General features: G+C 70.9%; 18 protein-coding genes. 14 read left to right on the top strand and 4 right to left on the bottom strand.

Annotated elements, in window-relative coordinates; all coding sequences use genetic code 11:
* Nucleotides 1-21 precede the first annotated feature (21 nt).
* Genes lepA through hemW form a run of 3 tightly spaced genes read left to right on the top strand, consistent with a single transcriptional unit; the run spans nt 22 to nt 3,892 of the window.
* Entirely contained in the window at nt 22-1,902 is a 1,881-nt protein-coding gene (gene lepA, locus M3B01_RS01615) for a translation elongation factor 4 (RefSeq protein ID WP_259789114.1), read from the top strand.
* Between the two features lie 8 nt (nt 1,903-1,910).
* On the top strand, nt 1,911-2,717 hold the full coding sequence (locus tag M3B01_RS01610) for an MOSC domain-containing protein (RefSeq protein WP_259789112.1): 807 nt from the start codon (nt 1,911-1,913) through the stop codon (nt 2,715-2,717).
* Nucleotides 2,714-3,892 carry a radical SAM family heme chaperone HemW gene (hemW, locus tag M3B01_RS01605; protein WP_259789111.1) on the top strand — a complete coding sequence of 393 codons (1,179 nt, stop codon included), beginning with the start codon at nt 2,714-2,716 and terminating at the stop codon, nt 3,890-3,892. The genes M3B01_RS01610 and hemW overlap by 4 nt, the downstream gene beginning before the upstream one ends.
* A gap of 119 nt (nt 3,893-4,011) precedes the next feature.
* Here the strand turns inward: hemW and M3B01_RS01600 are convergent, their stop codons facing one another.
* Together M3B01_RS01600 and M3B01_RS01595 are read right to left on the bottom strand one after the other, a co-directional pair.
* Nucleotides 4,012-4,668, bottom strand: a complete 657-nt coding sequence (locus M3B01_RS01600; protein WP_259789110.1) for a DUF4870 domain-containing protein — start codon at nt 4,666-4,668, stop codon at nt 4,012-4,014.
* 173 nt (nt 4,669-4,841) lie between these two features.
* Nucleotides 4,842-5,735, bottom strand: a complete 894-nt coding sequence (locus tag M3B01_RS01595; protein WP_259789109.1) for a DUF3097 domain-containing protein — start codon at nt 5,733-5,735, stop codon at nt 4,842-4,844.
* 200 nt (nt 5,736-5,935) lie between these two features.
* Here M3B01_RS01595 and hrcA point away from each other — a divergent pair, with 200 nt between their 5' ends.
* The 3 genes from hrcA to M3B01_RS01580 all read left to right on the top strand — a co-directional run bounded on the left by hrcA (nt 5,936) and on the right by M3B01_RS01580 (nt 8,977).
* Complete coding sequence (hrcA, locus tag M3B01_RS01590; protein ID WP_259789134.1) at nt 5,936-6,946, top strand: heat-inducible transcriptional repressor HrcA; 1,011 nt, start codon at nt 5,936-5,938, stop codon at nt 6,944-6,946.
* Nucleotides 6,947-7,019: 73 nt separating this feature from the next.
* Nucleotides 7,020-8,153 carry a molecular chaperone DnaJ gene (gene dnaJ, locus M3B01_RS01585; RefSeq protein ID WP_259789108.1) on the top strand — a complete coding sequence of 378 codons (1,134 nt, stop codon included), beginning with the start codon at nt 7,020-7,022 and terminating at the stop codon, nt 8,151-8,153.
* Between the two features lie 2 nt (nt 8,154-8,155).
* Nucleotides 8,156-8,977: a 16S rRNA (uracil(1498)-N(3))-methyltransferase gene (locus M3B01_RS01580; RefSeq protein ID WP_259789107.1), complete on the top strand. Its 822-nt coding sequence runs from the start codon at nt 8,156-8,158 to the stop codon at nt 8,975-8,977.
* Nucleotides 8,978-8,985: 8 nt separating this feature from the next.
* Here the strand turns inward: M3B01_RS01580 and M3B01_RS01575 are convergent, their stop codons facing one another.
* Nucleotides 8,986-9,537 carry an NADPH-dependent FMN reductase gene (locus M3B01_RS01575; RefSeq protein WP_259789106.1) on the bottom strand — a complete coding sequence of 184 codons (552 nt, stop codon included), beginning with the start codon at nt 9,535-9,537 and terminating at the stop codon, nt 8,986-8,988.
* Between the two features lie 97 nt (nt 9,538-9,634).
* Between M3B01_RS01575 and M3B01_RS01570 the strand changes: the two genes are divergently transcribed.
* The 6 genes from M3B01_RS01570 (at nt 9,635) to leuA (ending at nt 15,632) form a co-directional block, all read left to right on the top strand.
* Nucleotides 9,635-9,997: a histidine triad nucleotide-binding protein gene (locus M3B01_RS01570; RefSeq protein WP_259789105.1), complete on the top strand. Its 363-nt coding sequence runs from the start codon at nt 9,635-9,637 to the stop codon at nt 9,995-9,997.
* Complete coding sequence (locus M3B01_RS01565) at nt 9,994-11,061, top strand: PhoH family protein (RefSeq protein WP_259789104.1); 1,068 nt, start codon at nt 9,994-9,996, stop codon at nt 11,059-11,061. Before M3B01_RS01570 ends, M3B01_RS01565 begins: the two co-directional genes overlap by 4 nt.
* Nucleotide 11,062: 1 nt before the next feature.
* Nucleotides 11,063-11,524: an rRNA maturation RNase YbeY gene (ybeY, locus tag M3B01_RS01560; RefSeq protein ID WP_193865919.1), complete on the top strand. Its 462-nt coding sequence runs from the start codon at nt 11,063-11,065 to the stop codon at nt 11,522-11,524.
* Nucleotides 11,521-12,660, top strand: coding sequence for a hemolysin family protein (locus M3B01_RS01555; protein WP_259789103.1), 1,140 nt, complete (start codon nt 11,521-11,523; stop codon nt 12,658-12,660). Before ybeY ends, M3B01_RS01555 begins: the two co-directional genes overlap by 4 nt.
* Nucleotides 12,650-13,615 carry a GTPase Era gene (era, locus tag M3B01_RS01550; RefSeq protein ID WP_259789102.1) on the top strand — a complete coding sequence of 322 codons (966 nt, stop codon included), beginning with the start codon at nt 12,650-12,652 and terminating at the stop codon, nt 13,613-13,615. The genes M3B01_RS01555 and era overlap by 11 nt, the downstream gene beginning before the upstream one ends.
* A 301-nt stretch (nt 13,616-13,916) precedes the next feature.
* The gene (gene leuA, locus M3B01_RS01545; RefSeq protein WP_259789133.1) at nt 13,917-15,632 is read left to right on the top strand and encodes a 2-isopropylmalate synthase; all 1,716 of its coding nucleotides are present in this window, start codon (nt 13,917-13,919) and stop codon (nt 15,630-15,632) included.
* A gap of 62 nt (nt 15,633-15,694) precedes the next feature.
* Here leuA and M3B01_RS01540 read toward each other — a convergent pair whose 3' ends face one another.
* Nucleotides 15,695-16,816, bottom strand: coding sequence for a DMT family transporter (locus M3B01_RS01540; protein ID WP_259789101.1), 1,122 nt, complete (start codon nt 16,814-16,816; stop codon nt 15,695-15,697).
* A gap of 91 nt (nt 16,817-16,907) precedes the next feature.
* On the opposite strand from M3B01_RS01540, the gene M3B01_RS01535 reads away from it, so the two are divergent.
* Nucleotides 16,908-17,834 (top strand): LysR family transcriptional regulator, encoded by a 927-nt coding sequence (locus tag M3B01_RS01535; RefSeq protein ID WP_259789100.1) that lies wholly within the window; start codon nt 16,908-16,910, stop codon nt 17,832-17,834.
* A 71-nt stretch (nt 17,835-17,905) separates the two neighbouring features.
* Nucleotides 17,906-20,158 (top strand): M28 family peptidase, encoded by a 2,253-nt coding sequence (locus M3B01_RS01530; RefSeq protein WP_259789099.1) that lies wholly within the window; start codon nt 17,906-17,908, stop codon nt 20,156-20,158.
* Nucleotides 20,159-20,163 lie beyond the last annotated feature (5 nt).

The following is a 20,163-nucleotide window of genomic DNA, read 5'->3' as shown; positions in this document are numbered from 1 at the left end:
ACCTGACCCACGAGAGGACGGATGCCGGTGACCCCGAGGATCGCCGCCGACGAGGCCGCGGACATCCAGCCCGCCTCGACGCCCCAGGAGCGCATCCGCAACTTCTGCATCATCGCGCACATCGACCACGGCAAGTCCACGCTGGCCGATCGCATGCTGCAGATGACCGGCGTGGTGGACGAGCGCCTCATGCGCGCCCAGTACCTGGACCGCATGGACATCGAGCGCGAGCGCGGCATCACCGTGAAGAGCCAGGCCGTGCGCATGCCCTGGCAGGTCGACGGCACCAACTACGCCCTGAACATGATCGACACGCCCGGCCACGTGGACTTCACCTACGAGGTGTCCCGCTCGCTGGCCGCCTGCGAAGGGGCGATCCTGCTGGTGGACGCGGCCCAGGGCATCGAGGCGCAGACCCTGGCGAACCTGTACCTGGCGATGGAGAACGACCTCACCATCATCCCGGTGCTCAACAAGATCGACCTGCCCGCCGCGGACCCGGACAAGTACGCCGCCGAGATCGGTCAGCTGGTGGGCGTCGATCCCGAGGACGTGCTGCGGGTCTCCGGCAAGACCGGCCAGGGAGTCGAGGAGCTGCTGGACCACGTGGTGCGCACCCTGCCCCACCCGGCAGGGCAGGTGGACGCCCCCTGCCGCGCCATGATCTTCGACTCCGTGTACGACACCTACCGGGGCGTGGTCACCTATGTGCGTGTGGTCGACGGCTCCCTCAAGGCCCGCGACCGCATCGACATGATGTCCACCGGAGCGCACCACGAGCTGCTCGAGATCGGCGTGAGCTCCCCGGAGCCCAGCCCCACCCAGGGCCTCGGCCCCGGCGAGGTGGGCTACCTGATCACCGGTGTGAAGGACGTGCGCCAGTCCAAGGTGGGCGACACCGTCACCACCTCCGTGCGCGGGGCCACCGAAGCGCTGCCCGGCTACGCGGACCCCAAGCCGATGGTGTACTCCGGGCTGTTCCCGATCGACGGCTCCGACTACCCGGTGCTGCGGGACGCGCTGGACAAGCTCAAGCTCAACGACGCTGCCCTCAACTACGAGCCGGAGACCTCCACGGCCCTGGGCTTCGGCTTCCGTGTGGGCTTCCTGGGGCTGCTGCACCTGGAGATCGTGCGCGAGCGCCTCGAGCGCGAGTTCGACCTGGACCTGATCTCCACCGCCCCGTCGGTGGTGTACCACGTGACCATGGAGGACGGCACCCAGGTCGAGGTCATGAACCCCTCGGACTTCCCCGAGGGCAAGGTGCGGGAGATCAGCGAACCGGTCGCCAAGGCCACCATCCTGGTGCCCAGCGAGTTCGTGGGCGTGGTCATGGAGCTGTGCCAGTCCAAGCGTGGCAGCCTGGGCGGCATGGACTACCTCAGCGAGGACCGCGTGGAGCTGCGCTACACGCTGCCGCTGGCGGAGATCGTGTTCGACTTCTTCGACCAGCTGAAGTCCCGCACCCGCGGCTACGCCTCCCTGGACTACGACGTCTCCGGCGAGCAGACCGCCGACCTGGTCAAGGTGGACATGCTGCTGCAGGGCGACCCGGTGGATGCGTTCAGCGCCGTGGTGCACCGCGACAAGGCCTACAACTACGGCGTGGAGATGGCTGGCAAGCTCAAGAACCTGATCCCGCGCCAGCAGTTCGAGGTGCCGATCCAGGCCGCCATCGGCTCGCGCATCATCGCCCGCGAGAACATCCGCGCCATGCGCAAGGACGTGCTGTCCAAATGCTACGGCGGCGACATCTCCCGCAAGCGCAAGCTGCTGGAGAAGCAGAAGGAGGGCAAGAAGCGGATGAAGAACATCGGTTCCGTGGAGGTCCCCCAGGAGGCCTTCATCGCCGCGCTGTCCTCCGATGCCGGGGACACCGGCAAGGACGGCAAGAAGAAGTAGGAGATGCCGTGAACCGTGCGCACGATCCCAGCGCATCCGCTGCTGCGGAGACGGCTCCCGGATCCCCGGAGCAGTCCTCCGCCGCACCGCGCATCGCCGCGGTGTGCACCGTCGCCCAGCTGTTCCCGGTGCCCGATCGCGGCCTGATGAGCGGGATCGACAAACGGCCCGTCGACGGCCCGGCCACCCTGCTCACCCACGGGGTGCTGGGCGATGTGCAGGGCGATCGCGAGCACCACGGCGGCATCTTCAAGGCCGTCTACGCCTACGCCCGCGAGACCCGGGAGGCCTTTGCCGCAGAGCGCGAGCAGGAGCTGCCCGACGGCTTCTTCGGGGAGAACCTGGTGACCACCGGCTACGACACCGACGAGACCCTGATCGGGGAGCGCTGGCAGGTGGGCACAGCGCAGATCGAGGCCACCTGCCCCCGCACCCCGTGCGGCACCTTCACCGCTCGCATGGGGGACCGTCGCTTCGGCCGGCGCTTCACCGAGGTGGGACGCTGCGGCGCCTACTTCCGCGTGCTCACCGAGGGGGACGTCACCGCCGGTGACGCGATCGAGGTGCTGCACCGCCCCGAGCACGGCGTGACCATCGGCGACGCGTTCCGCGGCCTGGATGCCGGGCAGGCACGCAACCTGCTGGCATGGGCCGGGCAGACCGGCACCGTGCTGTACGAGTCCCTGGTGCAGGCCGCGCTGCGCGTGCTCGAGCGCGATGCCGACGAATCCGGCAGCACCGATCAGGCGCCCGTCGCGTTCCCCGACCGTCTTCGCTCCACCGGTCGTGGCCTGGGCTTGGGCATGGGACTGTGACCCCGGCACCCCCCGTTGCCTCCGGGCCCCCGGACCTGTCCGTCTACATCCACGTGCCGTTCTGCGCGGTGCGGTGCGGGTACTGCGACTTCAACACCTACACCGCCACCGAGCTGGGCGGGGGCGGCTCGCAGCGCGAGTACCCCGCCAACGCGATACGCGAGATGGACCTGACCCTCGCTGCGGATGCCGCCGACGGGTACCCGTACCAGCAGGTCTCCACCGTGTTCTTCGGCGGCGGCACCCCCACCCTGCTGCCGGCCGGGGACCTGATCGCGATGCTCGCTCACCTGCGCTCCCTGATCCCCCTGGCGCCGGGTGCGGAGGTCACCACCGAGGCGAACCCGGACTCGGTCACCCCGGAGTCCCTGGCCCAGCTCGCCGAGGGCGGCATCACGCGGGTCTCCTTCGGCATGCAGTCGGCGGTGCGCTCGGTGCTCAGCACCCTGGACCGCACCCATGACCCCGAGCGGGTGCCGCAGGTGGTGCAGTGGGCCCGGGAGGCGGGCCTGGCGGTCAGCCTGGACCTGATCTATGGCACGCCGGGGGAGACCCTCGCCGATGTGGAAACCTCCGTGCGCGCGGCACTGGCCTGCGGTGTGGACCACCTGTCCGCATACTCCCTGATCATCGAGGGGAACACGGCGATGGCGCGCCGGCTGCGGCGCGGGGAGATCACCCCACCCGACGGTGATGACATGGCCGACAAGTACGAGCTGATCGACGACCTCGCCACAGCCGACGGCCTGTCCTGGTATGAGGTCTCCAACTTCGCGCGCAGCCCCGCGCACCGCTCGCGACACAACCTCGCCTACTGGCAGGGCAAGGACTGGTGGGGGATCGGCCCGGGCGCCCACCGCCATCGCGACGGCCTGCGCTCCTGGAACGTGAAGCACCCCAGCCGCTACGCGGCGAAGCTGAGCGCGGGGGAGCTGCCGGTCGCCGAGTCCGAGCAGGTCGATCCCGAGGCCCGCCGCATGGAGCGCATCATGCTGGAGCTGCGCATCATCGACGGGCTCGACGTGAACGTGGTCCCGCCTGCCCAGCGGCCGATGCTCGAGGTGCACCGCGACCGCGGCCACCTCGATGCGGAGGCCCTGGCAGCGGGCCGGGCGGTGCTCACCCGGCCGGGCAGGCTGCTGGCCGACGCGGTGATCCGCGACCTGGTGCCCTGAGAGGCACGCGCGGCACGGGTGCGCGTGTGACGGGGTGGATCGCAGAACCTGAACGCATGACGAAGCCCCCGACAGCACGACGCGCGGCCGGCTCCGGGGGCTTCCCCTATGCGGTCAGGTCACTTGACCAGGCGGATGTTCAGCGGGTAGTTCCACCACTCGCCCTGGTTGGCCCTGACCGCACCGATGATCGCGAAGATCAGCTGGATCAGCGCCGGGATGCCGACCAGCGGGAACGCCGCGAAGCCGAGGCCGAGGGTGACGAACCCGAAGATGCCGAGCACGACCCCGAGCACCACCTGGGCGATCACCACGGCGATGGCACCGTTGAGGGCCTCAGCGGCGTTGTAGCGCACGAACCGGTTGCGGTCCTTGTACATCAGGAAGATGATCAGCGGGCCGATCCAGCCCAGGAAGCCCCAGCTGAGCAGGTGGCCCAGCAGCACCGCCAGGTGCGAGAACATCGACCACAGCTTGGCGTCGGACTCCGTGGTGGGCTGGCCCGACAGGGGCCCCTCGTACACGCCCTTGACGTTAGCGGGCGGAGCATCGAGGGTCTGGGTCCCCTGCGGGGCGCCCTGCCCGGCGTAGGCGCTGCCCTGGGCCTGGCCGTAGCCGGCGTTGTGCTGGCCATGGCCAGCGCCCTGCTGGCCGTAGGCGGCATTCTGCTGGTGGCCGGCGCCGTGCTGGGCGGCGCCGGCCTCGGACGCAGCCGCGGGGCCCGGGTTCGCGGGCTGATCGCGGTAGGGATCGTAGGGATGCGAGTTCTCGTTCATGGGTCCCCTCTTCGTCAGGACGGGGAGCCGAGATGGCCGCCGCCGTCGTGGTCGGATGCCCCCAGCCTACCGAGAGCACCTGATCTGGGCCCCGAGGCGCGCCTCCCGATCAGGCGGGGGATAACCCCCGGTCGCAGGTTGCGCATCGGGCACCCCCGTGGGGCACGCGGTGCTCACCCCTCGACGGTCACCCAGTCGATGAGCTCCTCGATCCGCCCGGACAGGGTGGGCTCGACGTCGGCGTAGGAGCGGACGGTGGCCAGGATGCGCTGCCAGCCCTCGGCGATGTCGGCCTGATCGGAGTGCGGCCAGCCCAGGGCCCTGAGCGTTCCCACCTTGATGTCGGTGCCGCGGGGCACGTGCGGCCATGCCTTCAGGCCCACGCGTGCCGGACGCACCGCCTGCCACACGTCCACGTAGGGGTGCCCCAGCACGATCACATTGCCGGGGGCGCCGGGCAGGCGCATCACCTGCTCGGCGATCCGGGACTCCTTGGAACTGGCCACCAGGTGGTCCACCAGCACACCGAGCCGGCGCCCCGGGCCGGGACCGAAAGCCTGCACTCGCTCCACGAGGTTGTCAGCGCCCTCGAGCTGCTCGACGACGACGCCTTCGATGCGCAGATCGTGACCCCACACCTTCTGCACCAGTTCGGCGTCGTGCTTGCCCTCGACCCAGATCCGGGAGGCGCGGGCGGTCCTGGCCTTCGCGCCTTCGACGTACACCGAGCCGCTCGCGGAACGCTTGGGGCCGCTGGGTGCTGGAGCCCGCTGGGGGAGGGTGAGCACCACCGGCTTGCCGTCGATCATGAACCCGGGCCCCAGGGGGAAGCCGCGGCGGCGGCCACGTGCGTCCTCGAGCTCGACCACGTGCACACCGCCGGCCTTCTCCACGCGGGTGATCGCGCCGGTGTACCCGGTCGCCGCGTCCTCGACCACCAGGTCCCGCCGGGCGGGAACCTCGCGGGCGGCGGGACGGCGGCGGTGGTGCGGCGGAGGCTCGGAGGAGAGCACGTCGCGGCCGTAGCGGTCGAAGGAGGGGGAAGAGCGGTCGGGCACGGCGCACACCGTACACCGAGGCGCCACGCCGGGTGACCGTCTCGCATCGGTCCCGGACGGCGGCGGTCTCGGCTCGTGGCGAACGCCTCCTGTCCGCTTCCCTGAGGACAGGCCGTGAGCGCGTAGGATTGGCACTCGACATCCCCCAGTGCTAATCCTGGTGGTCGGGCGTGAGCGCCCTGCCCGGCACCAGCAGGTCCCTGCAGGAGGTGAGACCAACGGACAGCAGGAAGCTGCAGATCCTCGGCGCGATCGTCGAGGACTACGTCTCCACCCGCGAACCCGTCGGCTCCAAGTCCCTGCTGGACCGTCACGATCTCGGGGTCTCCGCCGCCACGGTGCGCAACGACATGTCGGTGCTCGAGGAGGAGGGGCTGATCACCCAGCCCCACACCTCCGCCGGTCGCGTCCCCACGGACAAGGGCTACCGCACCTTCGTGGACCATGTGGCCACCGTGAAGCCGTTGTCGGCCCCCGAACGCCGCGCCATCCAGGCGTTCCTGGAGGATGCCGGTGACGTCGAGGAGCTGCTGCTGCGCACCGTACGGCTGCTGGCGCAGACCACCCATCAGGTGGCGATGGTGCAGTACCCGGCCCGCAAGCAGGCGCGGATCCGCCACGTCGAGCTGGTGAAGGTGGCCGACTCCCTGCTGCTGGTGGTGCTGATCACCGAGTCCGGCCGGGTGGATCAGCGCACCGTGCCGCTGCTGGCCGCTCGTGACGGCGCCTTCTACCAGGGGCTGCGGGACCAGCTGAACCGGGCTGTCGCCGACCATGAGGTCACCGACGTCGAGCGGGCGCTGCTGGAGCTGGTCGAGGCCCAGCCGGCGGCGGATCAGCCCAGTGTCGAGGAGGTCGTCACGGCGCTGCGCATCCTGGCTGCTTCCCGCGCGGAGGACAGGATCATGATGGCCGGCACCGCCAACATCGCCCGCTCCGCCGAGGACTTCGCCCGCGATGTGGAGCCGCTGCTGGACGTGCTCGAGGAGCAGCTGGTGCTGCTGCGCCTGTTCACCGAGATGCACGCCAAACCCGGCTCGGTCGAGGTGCGCATCGGCTCGGAGCTGCAGACCGAGGCCCTCACCCAGGCCGCCGTGGTCGGCGCCGGGTACGGTGCGGGCTCGCACATGGCGATCCTCGGCCCCACCCGCATGGACTACGTCACCGGGATCTCGACCGTGCAGGCTATCGCCCGCTACGTCTCCCGCTACCTGGAATGACACGGCGCCGCCTCCCGCATCCCGGGATGAGCGCCCCCGCTACCACCGTCTCCCTTCCTGAGGACTTCGCACAGTGAACGACGATTACTACGACCTGCTCGGTGTCTCCCGTGACGCCTCCACTGAGGAGATCAAGAAGGCGTACCGCAAGCTGGCTCGCACCCTGCACCCGGACGTCAACCCCGATCCGGACGCCGCCGAGCGGTTCAAGAAGGTCTCCCAGGCGTATGAGACCCTCTCCCACGCCGACAAGCGCCGCCAGTACGACATGGGCGGAGGCCCCGGCATGGGCGGCTTCCCCGGTGGGTTCCCCGGGGGCGGCGCCGGCTTCGACTTCAACGACATCTTCGACATGTTCGCCGGTGCCGCCGGGATGCGAGGCGGCCGTGGGCAGGGTCCGGTCCCGCGCCAGCGCCGCGGCAGCGACGTGCTGCGCCGTGTGGGCATCGAGCTGCGTGACGTCGTGTTCGGCACCGAGAAGGAGATCCGCTTCCGCACCGCGGGTCGCTGCGAGCGCTGCAACGGCTCGTGCTGCGAGCCCGGCACCAGCCCCACCCGCTGCACCGCCTGTGGGGGTTCCGGCCACGTGCAGCGCGTGGCCCAGTCGCTGCTGGGACAGATGGTCACCATGGCCCCCTGCCCCACCTGCGAGGGCCACGGCGACGTCATCGAGTCCCCGTGCACCGCGTGCTCCGGCCACGGCCGCGTCACCACCGAGCGCACCGTCACCGTGCGCGTGCCCTCCGGGGTGGAGAACGGCACCCGGATCCAGCTGCGCGGCGAGGGAGAGGTGGGTGAGGCCGGCGGGCCGGCTGGAGACCTCTTCGTCGAGCTCACCGTCGCCGATCACGACATGTTCGACCGCGACGGCGAGGACCTGGTCACCACCGTCGAGGTGCCGATGACCTCCGCCGCGCTCGGTGCCACCGTGCCGCTGGAGACCTTCGACGGGGTGCAGCAGCTGGACATCCGGCCCGGCGCCCAGCCCGGCGAGGAGATCACCCTGAAGGGCCTGGGCATCACCCCCTTGCGGCGCGAGCGCCGCGGCGACATCCGGGTGGTGCTGGACGTGGACATCCCCACCTCGCTCTCGGACGAGGAGCGTGACCTGCTCGAGCAGTTCGCCCGCATCCGCGGCGACGAGGCCACCCGCCGCAAGGGCCAGGGCCCCTTCGCCAAGCTCCGCGAGCGCCTGCGCGACCTCTGATCATGCCCACCACGCCGCCCGCCTTCCTGATCCTCGACGACGCCCTGGAGCATGCCGGCAGGGGCGCTGCCCTCACCCTGGACGGCGAGGAGGGCCGCCACGCGGCGAAGGTGGCGCGCATCGGCGTGGGGGAGCAGATCCTGCTCACCGATGCCGCCGGCCGCCAGGTGCTCGCCGAGGTCACGGCCGCACGCAAGGAGGCCCTGGACCTGCACCTGCTGGCGGAGCCGTCGGCCCCCGCCCGGCGCACGCCGCGGCTCACCCTGGTGCAGGCCCTGGCCACCGGAGGACGCGACGAGCAGGCCGTCGAATCGGCCACCGAGCTCGGGGTGGATCGCGTGGTGCCCTGGCAGGCCGAGCGGTCCGTCGCCGTGTGGCGCGGCGAGAAGCAGCGCAAGGGCCGCGCCAAATGGGAGAACACCGTCCGAGCAGCGGTCAAGCAGTGCCGCCGCCCCGGTATCCCGAGGGTGGACGAGCCGGTGAGCACCGCGCAGCTGGCCGACGAGGTGCGCCGATGCACCGAGGCAGGTTCCCTGGTGCTGGTGCTTCACGAGCAGGAATCCGTGGGCCTGATGAGTCTGGCCGACGAGCTGCGGGCGATGGGCCGGAGTTCGGCCGCGGATGAGGCGTCGGCCTCTGTGGGCGCAGCCGCGCAGATCATCGTCCTGGTCGGCCCCGAGGGCGGGATCGCCGATGGCGAGCTCGCCCAGCTGCGCGAGGCGGGGGCGCGCAGCGTGCTGCTGGGACCCGAGGTGCTGCGCTCCTCGACCGCCGGCCCCGCTGCGATCGCCGTGCTCAGTGCTCTGATCGGGCGCTGGGGTTGAATCCCCCGTCAGGCGACGGAGGTGAGCACCTTGGCCTCGAGCGTCTCCAATCCCTCACGCAGGGCGGTGAGCTTCTCCTCGCCTACGTGGATCTCACCCTCGAGGGAGAGGTCCGCAGGGAAGGCGAGGCCCACGGAGCCCATGACGTCGGCCCCCACGCGGGTCATCAGGCTCTCCAGCAGCTCGAGGACTCCGGCCCCGGCTCCCCAGCCGTAGCCGACCAGCAGCACCGGCAGGCCGCTCCACTCCTGGTGCAGGTAGTCGATCGCGTTCTTCAGAGCACCGGGGTAGGAGCCGTTGTACTCCGGGGTCACGATGATCAGCGCGTCCAGCGCCTCGATCCGCTCACCCCAGGCGCGCGCGTGATCGGTGGTCTTGGTGGGATCGGCCTTGGGGCTGGTGAGCCCGTCGAAGGCGGGAAGGACGCTCTCCCGCAGGTCGATCAAATCGATCTCGACCTCGTGCTCGCGGGCATCGAGGCCGTCGCGCACCCACTGGGCGACGTGCTCCCCGACACGGTTGGGGCGAGCACTGGCGATGAGCAGTCCGATTCTCGTCATGGGTAGTGCAACCCCTCCCGCATGGCCGATGTTCTCGATCCTGCTGTGGCGTGCATCGCTCTGAGCCGGGCCGCACACGCTCCCGTAGACTTCCCCCATGAACAACGACGCCGCCGAACGCCGCGACGAGGACTGCGTGTTCTGCAAGATCGTCGCCGGTGAGATCCCCTCCGAGCGCGTCCACGAGGACGACCAGGTGATCGCCTTCAAGGACCTGAGCCCCCAGGCCCCCGTGCACGTGCTGGTGGTGCCCCGTGAGCACCGCGCCGACGTGCGTGAGCTCGCCCACCAGCCGGAGCAGCTGGCGCACGTGGTGGCAGTGGCCGGGTCCCTGGCTCAGAAGCTCGCCGACGGCGACTTCCGCCTCGTTTTCAACACCGGTGCGAACGCCGGACAGACCGTCTTCCACGTGCACGCGCACGTCCTGGCGAGCGGAGAGCTCGCAGAAGGAGAACTGTGACCGATCCCGTCACTCCCGCCCCCGGGCGCAGCCCAGAGGTGATCGAGCGTCGCCTGGCCATCCCCGATCATCTCAGCCCCTTCCAGGTGCTGGGGGAGAACGACCAGGCTCTCGCGGCGCTCGAGGAGCAGGTCCCCGACACCGACGTGCACGTGCGCGGGCATCAGATCACGCTGCGCGGCACCGAGGAGGCGCTGCGCCGCAGCGAGCACATCGTGCGCTCCCTGATCGAGCTCGCCGCCACCGGCCAGGCCGTCACCGCCGAGGCCGTGCAGCGGGCGGTGAGCCTGTACGGCGACGACCGGGCCCAGGGGGAGAGGCTCGAGCAGGTGCTCTCCCGCACCATCCTGTCCTCCCGCGGGCGCACCATCCGCCCCAAGACCATGGGGCAGAAGTCCTACATCGAGGCCATCGAGTCCTCGACCATCACCTTCGGCATCGGCCCGGCCGGTACCGGCAAGACCTACCTCGCGGTGGCGATGGCGGTGCAGCAGCTGCTCTCCAAGCAGATCAACCGGATCATCCTCACCCGCCCCGCCGTGGAGGCGGGGGAGCGGCTGGGCTTCCTGCCCGGCAGCCTCAACGAGAAGATCGACCCGTACCTGCGCCCCCTGTACGACGCCCTGCACGACATGCTGGACCCGGAGTCCATCCCGCGTCTGATGGGTGCCGGCACCATCGAGGTGGCGCCGCTGGCGTACATGCGCGGCCGCACCCTCAACGACGCGTTCATCATCCTGGACGAGGCGCAGAACACCACGCCCGAGCAGATGAAGATGTTCCTGACCCGCCTCGGCTTCAACTCCACCATGGTGGTCACCGGCGACGTCACCCAGGTGGACCTGCCCGGCGGCACCAAGAGCGGCCTGCGGGTGGTGGAGCAGGTTCTCAGCGGGGTGGAGGACATCTCCTTCTGCCGCCTATCCCCGCGGGACGTGGTGCGCCACCGCCTGGTCAGCGACATCGTCGAGGCCTACGGCCGCTGGGAGGTGGGTCCCGGCGGCAGCCGGGACACTCGCGGCCGCGGCAGCAGCTCGGGTCGTGGCACCGGCAGAGGAGCATGAGATGACCATCGAAGTGCGCAACGAGACCACCGCCCAGGTGGACGAGAAGGAGTTCGTGCACCTGGCCCGCTTCGTGTTCGAGGCCCTCCATCTGCACCCCGCCACCGAGCTGTCCATCCTGTTCGTGGACGAGGAGGCCATGGAGCGCCTGCACGTGCAGTGGATGGACGAGCCCGGTCCCACCGACGTGCTCAGCTTCCCGATGGACGAGCTGACCCCCGGCACCGCCGACCGTCCCGCCCCCGAGGGGCTGCTGGGGGACGTGGTGATCTGCCCTGCGGTCGCCTCCCGTCAGGCAGCCGAGTCCGGTCACAGCGCCGTCGAGGAGATGCTGCTGCTGACCTGTCACTCCATCCTCCACCTGCTCGGCTACGACCACGCCGAGGAGGAGGAGCGGCGGGTGATGTTCGACCTGCAGCGCAAGCTGCTGCTGACCTTCCTGGCCTCCCGCCGCGACGCATGATGCTCGCCGCCGGGATCTTGATCCCTGTGGCCTTGGTGGGCCTGGTGATCGGCGCTGTGCTCACCGCAGCGGATTCGGCCCTCGCCGCCACCACCCGTTCCGCTCTCGAGCGTGCCTTGGAGGAGCGCCCCGAGGGGCTGCGGCGCCGGGTGCTGCGCCAGCACGAGGACTCCCGCCGCACCCAGCTGCTGTGGCCGCCTGCGAGCGCACTGATCGCCGTCAGCAGCGTGGTGACCCCGGGCGCCGACCGGGAGGACGGCCCCTACGGCGTCGATTCCGAGCTGCGCTCCAGCGTGGACCGCGCCCTGGAGAAGCAGCACCTGGAGATCGTCGAGCACGACATGATCCAAGGCGTGTTCGACCTGCGCGACACCATCGTGCGCGAGCTCATGGTGCCTCGCACCGACATGCTCGCCATCGCCGCCGGCGCCACCGCCGAGCAGGCCGTGCGGCTGTTCGTGCGCTCGGGCTTCTCCCGCATCCCGGTGGTGGGCGAGAGCGTCGACGACGTGCTGGGCATGCTCTACGTCAAGGACGTCATGCGGGCGATCCACTCCCCGTGGGATCCGCGCCCGGACCGCGCTGTCGAGGACATCGCGCGCCGCGCCTACTTCGTCCCCGAGTTCGTCTCGGCCGACGTGGTGCTGCAGCAGATGCAGACCAGCCATGTGCACATCGCGATCGTGGTGGACGAGTACGGCGGGGTCTCCGGCATCGTCACCATCGAGGACGTGGTCGAGGAGATCGTGGGCGACATCGAGGACGAGCACGACCGCAGCGAGCCCCAGATCGAGGACTTGGGCGACGGGGTGTTCCGGGTGCCAGCCCGGGAGAGCGTCACCGAAGTGGGGGAGCTGTTCGGCCTGGACATCGAGGACGAGGACGTCGACAGCATCGGCGGTCTGCTGGGCAAGGCCATCGGCCGCGTCCCCATCGTCGGCTCCCGCGGCAGCATCCACGGCCTGCAGCTCGAGGGCGAGAGGACCACCGGCCGGCGCAAGCGGCTCTCGACCCTGCTGGTCTCCCGCGCCGCCGGGCCCGGCGAGGACGACGACCATCCCACCGGCGGCTCCGTGGCAGTCGATCCGATCGGCCCTGACCGCCCCACCCCGCAGGAGGACCCCCGTGAGCAGTGAGCAGACCGCACCGCAGGACCGAGCGCAGCACCGCTCCGGCTTCGTGGCCCTGGTGGGTCGTCCCAACGTCGGCAAGTCCACCCTGACCAATGCCCTGGTGGGCGACAAGGTGGCCATCACCTCGTCCAAGCCCCAGACCACCCGGCGGGCGATCCGCGGGATCGTCACCCGCCCCGATGCCCAGATCGTGCTGGTGGACACTCCGGGGGTCCACCGGCCCCGCACCCTGCTGGGCGAGCGCCTCAACGACCTGGTGCGCGAGACCCTCGCCGAGGTGGACGTGGTGTGCTTCTGCCTGCCCGCCGACCAGAAGCTCGGCCCCGGCGACCGCTTCATCGCCGAGGATCTCGCCGACCTGCGACGGGGTCGCCGCGGGCCCCGCGTGATCGCCGTGGTCACCAAGACCGACCTGGTCAGCCGCGACGCGGTGGCCGAGCACCTGGTGGCCGTCTCCGAGATGCTGGAGACCGACGACATCGTGCCGATCAGCGCCGTGCAGGGCAGGCAGATCGACGTGCTGCTGGACGTCATCGCGCAGCATCTGCCCGAAGGGCCTCCGCTGTACCCCGATGACCAGCTCACCGAGGAGTCGCGGGACGACCGCATCGCCGAGCTGATCCGCGAGGCCGCACTGGAAGGGGTGCGGGACGAGCTCCCGCATTCGATCGCCGTGGTGGTCGAGGAGGTGGTGGAGGTGGACCCGGGTGGGGACCCCTTCGCCCAGGTGGAGCCCGGCACGGGGCGACTGACCGTGCGCGCCAGCCTGTTCGTGGAGCGCGACAGCCAGAAGGGCATCATCATCGGCCGCGGTGGGTCCCGCTTGAAGGAGGTGGGCTCCCGGGCCCGCGCCGGGATCAACGAGCTGGTGGGACGCAAGGTGCACCTGGACCTGCGGGTCAAGGTCGCCAAGGACTGGCAGCGCGACCCCAAGCAGCTGGGCCGCCTCGGGTTTTGACCCCGGGCGTCCGCCTCCCGGACCGCACCGGCGACCTGGCTCACACCAGTGCTACGGTGACGGGATGCACGGGACGCTCCTGCTTCTTCGCCGCGTCGAGGCCTGACACCGCCGGGACCTCGCCGCGGCACCAGTCATGCACCCCGGCGAACCGCATCGAACGCCTGAAGGACCACCCGTGAACAGCATTCCCACCGCGGCCGGCACCGCCCCCGCACCCTCCGAGCAGATTCCCGCGACCGCCGATCCCTCGTCGCCCGTCTTCGGCTCCCGGGGCGATGCCCCGCAGCAGCCCTCCGGCATGCCCGTCCACAAGTACCTGCCGTTCCACGAGCAGATCCAGGTGGATCTGCCGGACCGCACCTGGCCCTCCCGGCGCATCACCCGGGCACCCCGCTGGTGCGCCGTGGACCTGCGCGACGGCAACCAGGCGCTGATCGACCCCATGAACTCCGAGCGCAAGCTGCGGATGTTCGACCTGCTGGTGGGCATGGGGTACAAGGAGATCGAGGTGGGCTTCCCCGCCGCCTCCCAGACCGACTTCGACTTCGTGCGCACCCTGATCGAGGACGACCGCATCCCCGAGGACGTCACCATCCAGGTGCTCACCCAGTCCCGTGAGCATCTGATCGAGCGCACCTATGAGGCGATCGCCGGGGCGAAGCGCGCGGTGGTGCACCTGTACAACTCCACCTCCGTGGTCCAGCGCGACGTGGTGTTCCGGGCCGACGAGAACGCGGTGCTGGACATCGCCGTGCAGGGCGCGCTGCTGTGCAAGAAGTACGAGGAGACGGTGCCGGAGACCGCCATCACCTACGAGTACTCCCCGGAGTCCTTCACCGGCACCGAGCTGGAGTACGCGCTGCGGGTGTGCAACGCGGTGATCGAGGTGTTCCAGCCCACGCCCGAGGACAAGGTGATCATCAACCTGCCGGCCACGGTGGAGATGGCCTCACCGAACGTCTATGCCGATTCCATCGAGTGGATGCACCGCCACCTGGACCGACGCGACAGCGTGGTGCTGTCCCTGCACCCCCACAACGATCGCGGCACCGGCGTGGCCGCCGCGGAGCTGGGCTACATGGCAGGGGCCGACCGCATCGAGGGGTGCCTGTTCGGCAACGGCGAGCGCACCGGCAACGTGGACCTGGTGACGCTGGGCCTGAACCTGTTCAGTCAGGGCATCGACCCGCAGATCGACTTCTCGGACCTGGACGAGGTGCGCCGCACCGTGGAGCACTGCAATCAGATGCCGGTGCCCGAGCGCAGCCCCTACGGCGGTGACCTGGTGTTCACCGCGTTCTCCGGCTCCCACCAGGACGCCATCAAGAAGGGTCTGGAGCGCATGGACGCCGACGCCGCCAAGGCGGGGGTCGAGCGCGACGAGCTGGTGTGGCGGGTGCCGTACCTGCCGATCGACCCGAAGGACGTGGGCCGTTCCTACGAGGCCGTGATCCGGGTGAACTCGCAGTCCGGCAAGGGGGGCATGGCCTACATCCTGCGCACCGAGCACGGCCTGGACCTGCCGCGCCGGCTGCAGATCGAGTTCTCCGGTGTGGTCCAGCACATCACTGACTCCGAGGGCGGGGAGGTCTCGCCCGCGGCCCTGTGGGACTGCTTCACAGACGAGTACCTGCCCTCCACCGACGAGGCCCGGCGGTGGGGCCGCTACGGCTTCCGGGGCGTGCACCAGCAGTCCGAGGGCGAGGGCAGCGACCGCATCACCGTGCAGCTGCTGGTGGACGGGGAGGAGCACGAGGTCACCGGCATAGGCAACGGTCCGCTGGACGGCTTCGTCAAGGCCCTGGCGGAGCGCCAGATCGACGTGCGGATCCTGGACTACGCCGAGCACGCCCTGGCCGAGGGCGACGACTCCCTGGCCGCCGCCTACATCGAGTGCGAGATCGGCGACCGGATCTTCTGGGGCGTGGGCATCGACGGGTCGATCACGCGCGCCTCGCTGGAGGCGATCATCTCGGCCCTGAACCGGGAGCACCGCGCACGCACCGCGGCCTGACCGTACCCGCAGCGAGGGCTCGCGATGCGAAGGAGAGTGAGAGGCCGGGCCGCGCCCGGGTGTCACTGGCGGTCCGGCGCCAGGTCGTCCTCGGTCAGCGCCTGCATCTCACCGGTCACCGTGGCGTGGGCGAGCACCGGGATCTGGTCGGTGAACGGGGCGGGCTCCACCACGTGCGAGACCTCAGCATCCGGCTCGTCCGCGGTGACACCGCCGTCCCCGCCCAGCACCGTGGCGGGATCCGGCTTCGCCGCCCGCGCGGTGAGGGTGACTCCGATGCTCGCCACCATCACCAGCGCCGCAGCGGTCGCCTTGAGCACGCTGATGCCCTGGCTGAGCAGCAGCACCCCCGCCAGCAGGGCGATCGCGGGCTCCAGGCTGAGCAGGATGCCGAACACGTGCCGCGGCAGGCGACGCAGGGCCGAGAGCTCCAGGGTGTACGGCAGCACCGAGGCCAGCACCGCAGTTCCGGCTGCGAGCGCCAGCAGCCGCAGGTCCATCAGCCCGGCCACGGCGCCCGGGGCCCCCAGGGGGAGCACGGTCAGCGCCCCGATGGCCATCGCCACCGCCAGGCCGTCCTGGCGGGGCACCAATTGGCCCACGCGGGCACTGCTGAGCACGTACAGGCCCCAGAACACTGCTGCGACCAGGGCCAGGAGCACCCCCAGCACGTCCAGCTGAGCTGCACCGGTCAGGGACTCCAGACCGAACAGGCCAACACCCGCCAGTGCGAGCACCACCCACAGCAGGTCGCCGCGGCGGGTGGAGAGCACAGCCGCGACGGTGAGCGGGCCCAGGAACTCGATCGCCACCGCGGTGCCCAGGGGGATCCTCTCGATGGAGGCGTAGAACGATCCGTTCATCGCCCCGATCACCACGCCGAACACCGCCACCGCGATCCACTGACGGCCTGTGAAGCGGTGCGGCTTGGGGCGGGTGAGGACCAGCAGCACCACCGCGGCGATGCCCAGTCGCAGCGAGGTGGTGCCCCAGGAGCCGATCTCCGGGAACAGCTGCACCGCCAGCGCGGCCCCGAACTGCAGGGACATGCAGGAGGCCAGGATCATCAGCACCGGCATGGCGCCCGGGCCGCGGGAGCCGGTGCCCACGGGACCCGAGGCACTGCCGGTGGGTCCGGTGCCGGTCTGCGGTGCGCTGGGGGAGGTGGGGAGCGAGGAAGTCACGCTCCCACTGTGCACCCCGCGCACCGGCCGGTCCAGCGAATGTTTCCGACCTGTACCGTGAAGCAGAACTGGATGATCGACGGAGGGGCCCATGCTCAACCTGCACCGCCTGTTCCTTCTGCACGAACTGCACAGGCTGGGGACGATGTCCGCCGTGGCGCGGGCCCGATCCATGTCGCCATCCGCGGTGTCGCAGCAGCTCGCTCAGCTCGAGCGGGAGACCAAGGTCTCACTGCTGGAGCAGGCCGGCAGGGGCGTCGTGCTCACGGACGCGGGGGAGCGACTCGCCCGTCGCGCCCAGGAGATGATGGCCCTGATGGAGACGGCCCAGGCCGAGCTCGTCGCGGCCGGCAAAGTCGAGGGCGGGGTGCTGCGGGTGGCGTCGTTCCAGACGCCGATGATCGCGCTGGCCCCGCTCGCGGTGAGCATCCTGGAGGAGCGCCACCCGCTGGTGCGCATCGAGATCGCCCAGCGGGAGGTCGAGGAGGCGTACGAGGGCCTGCTGGCCCACCACTTCGAGGTGATCCTGGGCGAGACCTACCCCGGCGGCGAGCTGGTGGTGCGACGCGGCACCGATCGAGAGGACCTGCTGCGTGACCCGCTGCTGGTGGTGCTGCCCGCCACCGGTCCCTGGTCGCAGGTGGGCTCCCTGGCCGACCTCGCGGAGGTCCCCTGGGCCCTGGACCCCGACGGCATGCGCACCGGCATCTGGGAGCGCACCTTCCTGCGTGCGGCCGGCATCGAGCCGTGGATCCGCTTCGAGACCCCCGATCCGCTGCTGCAGGTGCACCTGGTGCGCTCCGGCCACGCCGCCGCCTTCGTCCCCGGTCTGATCGCCGCCGAGCACCTGGGCGGCACCAGGCCGCTGCGCCTGCCGGGGAATCCGCACCGATCCCTGTACACCGCAGCCCGGGCGGGCTCCCGCGAGCACCCCGCCCTGCTCGCCTTCCGCGAGGCGCTGCTGGAGGCGGCAGGGTCCCTCACCGATCTGCAGGGCCTGGACCGGCTGCGCGACTGAGCGAGACGGGAGAGGGCGATCTCCTCCGGAAGGAGGGGGCGGCGGCCCCTGATGGGGGATAGAACTGAGCCATGACCAGCGCACACGGCACCGACACCCCCCACAGGCCCCGCCCAGGCCCGGCACAGTACGCCCCTGACGGCTCCCGTTCGAGGACGGCTGTGAGCTCGGCGCTGCTACTCCTGGTGCTGGTGATCACCATGGTGTGGGGTGCCCTCTCCCGCGGAGTGACCGAGCCCGCGGGTGCCGACGCCCCCGCCGAGGTGTTCAGCGCCGCTCGCGCCACCGCGGCCGCCGCCCCGCTGGTCGCAGAGCCCCGCCCCATCGGCACCCCCTCCAACGATCGCGCGCGCGAGAACCTCACCGGCCAGCTCACCGAGCTCGGCTTCGAGGTGCGCACGCACGAGGCGATCGGCGCGCGCGCCGCTGCCCGCTACGCCGCCGCTGGGTACAACCGCAACCTCGTGGCCACCCGTCCGGGCCGCGACCCCACAGGAACCGTGTTGCTGGCCACCCACATCGACTCCGTGCCCGCCGCGCCGGGAGCGGCCGACGCCGGCATCGGCCTCGCCGTGATCCTGGAGACCGTGCGTGCCCTGGGCCCCGACGCCCTGCGCAACGACCTGGTGGTGCTGCTGGTGGACGGCGAGGAGAACGGGCTGCTGGGGGCGGATGCCTACGTCAGGGAGGAATCCGCAGCACTGACCGAGCCCGTGGTGGTGCTCAACCATGAGGCCCGCGGCATCTCCGGCCGCCCCACGATCACCCGGGCTGCCGGGCCCATGCACGAGGTGCTCCCCTCGATGCCGCGACCCGAGTTCGAGTCCTTCAGCGACGCGCTGTTCGCCGTGATCCCCAACGACACCGATTTCACGGTGTACCGGGATGCCGGCTGGTGGGGGATGGACATGGCGATCATCGACGGTTCGTGGGCCTATCACACCCCGCAGGACGACGCCGATCACCTCGATCCCGGGACACTGCAGCACTACGGCGATCTCACCCTTGCCCTCACTCGTGACCTGGGGGACCGCGACCTCGTGGAGCTGTCCGGGCACGCCGATGAGCATCCCGTCCAGACCACCGTGCCCTGGGGCATCGTGGGCGTCCCCCCGCTGCTGGTCACCGTGCTCGGGGTGGCCGCGCCCCTGGCGCTGCTGACCCTGCTGGTGACCAGGCGTGCACGCCGCGAGGTCAGCGTTCTCGGCACGATGCTCGGTTCTGCGGGTGCAGCAGTGGGCATCGCCGGCGGGATCGCTGCGGCGGTGCTGCTGTGGGGCGCGGCCGTGAAGGCGGAGCCCGCGATGGTGTCACGTGTGGTGGGGGAGCCGTTCCGCTCGGAGCTGTTCATCGCTGCGGAGCTGGTGGCGGCCGGGGCCGTGGCCCTGCTGGTGTGGGTGCTGCTGCGCATGATCATCGGCCGGGCCGCGATCGCGATCGGAGCTGCGCTGCTGGCATCAGTACTGTTCGCCGCCCTCGCGGTGTGGTCGCCCGCCCTCGGCGGATCCATGGTGCTGCCGGCCGCGATCGCTGCGATCGGGGCCCTGTTGGCGGCCCTGCTGCCCTCGCCCCTCACCCTGGCCACGCGGATCGTGGCGCTGCTGCCGACCGGCTGGCTGCTGGGCACGCAGATCTCGGCGCTGGCGGAGTTCGGCATCGCATCCGCCGCGGGCGGCATCGCGGGCACCGCCCTGCTGGCCCTGGCCGCGGCAGCGCCTCTGTTCGTCGGCCGTGGGGCCGCGCAGCTGCAGCCCCGGCGCCGTCCCCGCCGCCTGCTGCCGGCGGTGCTGGTCGGCGTGCTGGCCGTGGGCCTGACAGTCGGCGGCTCGCTCCATTCGCATGCCTCCCCGGAGCCGGTCCAGGAGCGTGTCACCGCCCATGTGGACGGCGCCGACGGCACCACCACCTGGGAGGTCTCCGGCGTCACCGAGTGGAGCGCGTGCCTGACCAACGCCGACGCGACTTCGAACCTGCCCGCCCCGCGCGGCGAGGTCACAGCCCTGGAGGGCGGGCGGGTGCGCATCGCGGTCCACTCACCGCGGCAGGCCACCCGGTTGGATCTCGATCTGACCGGGGGCGGACTGCAGGACGTCACCATCGACGGCACCCCGTGGGGCGAGGGACAGGCGCTCACCCAGCTGCGGATCGTCGGGGTGCGTCCCGGACAGCACGTCGTGCTCGAGGCCAGGATCGAGGGGGACCCGCAGATCGTCCTCACCGACGTCACCTTCGATCCCGCCGAGGCGGGCGGTTGGACCGCCCCACCCGAGGGCGTCGCCCTGGTCCACCCGTTCGTGCGGGTCAGCAGCCCCGTCGAGCGCTGAGTGAG

This window comes from Brachybacterium sp. p3-SID957 (assembly GCF_025144775.1).
In the GTDB taxonomy this organism is placed as follows: domain Bacteria; phylum Actinomycetota; class Actinomycetes; order Actinomycetales; family Dermabacteraceae; genus Brachybacterium; species Brachybacterium epidermidis.
This window is presented reverse-complemented; position numbering and strand designations above follow the sequence as displayed.

What these genes read in the sequence shown, in the direction of transcription:
- lepA (WP_259789114.1), top strand. Translation starts at nt 22, where the DNA reads ATGCCGGTGACCCCGAGGATCGCCGCCGACGAGGCCGCGGACATCCAG.
- M3B01_RS01600 (WP_259789110.1), bottom strand. Translation starts at nt 4,668, where the DNA reads ATGAACGAGAACTCGCATCCCTACGATCCCTACCGCGATCAGCCCGCG.
- M3B01_RS01580 (WP_259789107.1), top strand. Translation starts at nt 8,156, where the DNA reads ATGCCCACCACGCCGCCCGCCTTCCTGATCCTCGACGACGCCCTGGAG.
- M3B01_RS01575 (WP_259789106.1), bottom strand. Translation starts at nt 9,537, where the DNA reads ATGACGAGAATCGGACTGCTCATCGCCAGTGCTCGCCCCAACCGTGTC.
- M3B01_RS01570 (WP_259789105.1), top strand. Translation starts at nt 9,635, where the DNA reads ATGAACAACGACGCCGCCGAACGCCGCGACGAGGACTGCGTGTTCTGC.
- ybeY (WP_193865919.1), top strand. Translation starts at nt 11,063, where the DNA reads ATGACCATCGAAGTGCGCAACGAGACCACCGCCCAGGTGGACGAGAAG.
- M3B01_RS01555 (WP_259789103.1), top strand. Translation starts at nt 11,521, where the DNA reads ATGATGCTCGCCGCCGGGATCTTGATCCCTGTGGCCTTGGTGGGCCTG.
- leuA (WP_259789133.1), top strand. Translation starts at nt 13,917, where the DNA reads ATGCCCGTCCACAAGTACCTGCCGTTCCACGAGCAGATCCAGGTGGAT.
- M3B01_RS01535 (WP_259789100.1), top strand. Translation starts at nt 16,908, where the DNA reads ATGCTCAACCTGCACCGCCTGTTCCTTCTGCACGAACTGCACAGGCTG.
- M3B01_RS01530 (WP_259789099.1), top strand. Translation starts at nt 17,906, where the DNA reads ATGACCAGCGCACACGGCACCGACACCCCCCACAGGCCCCGCCCAGGC.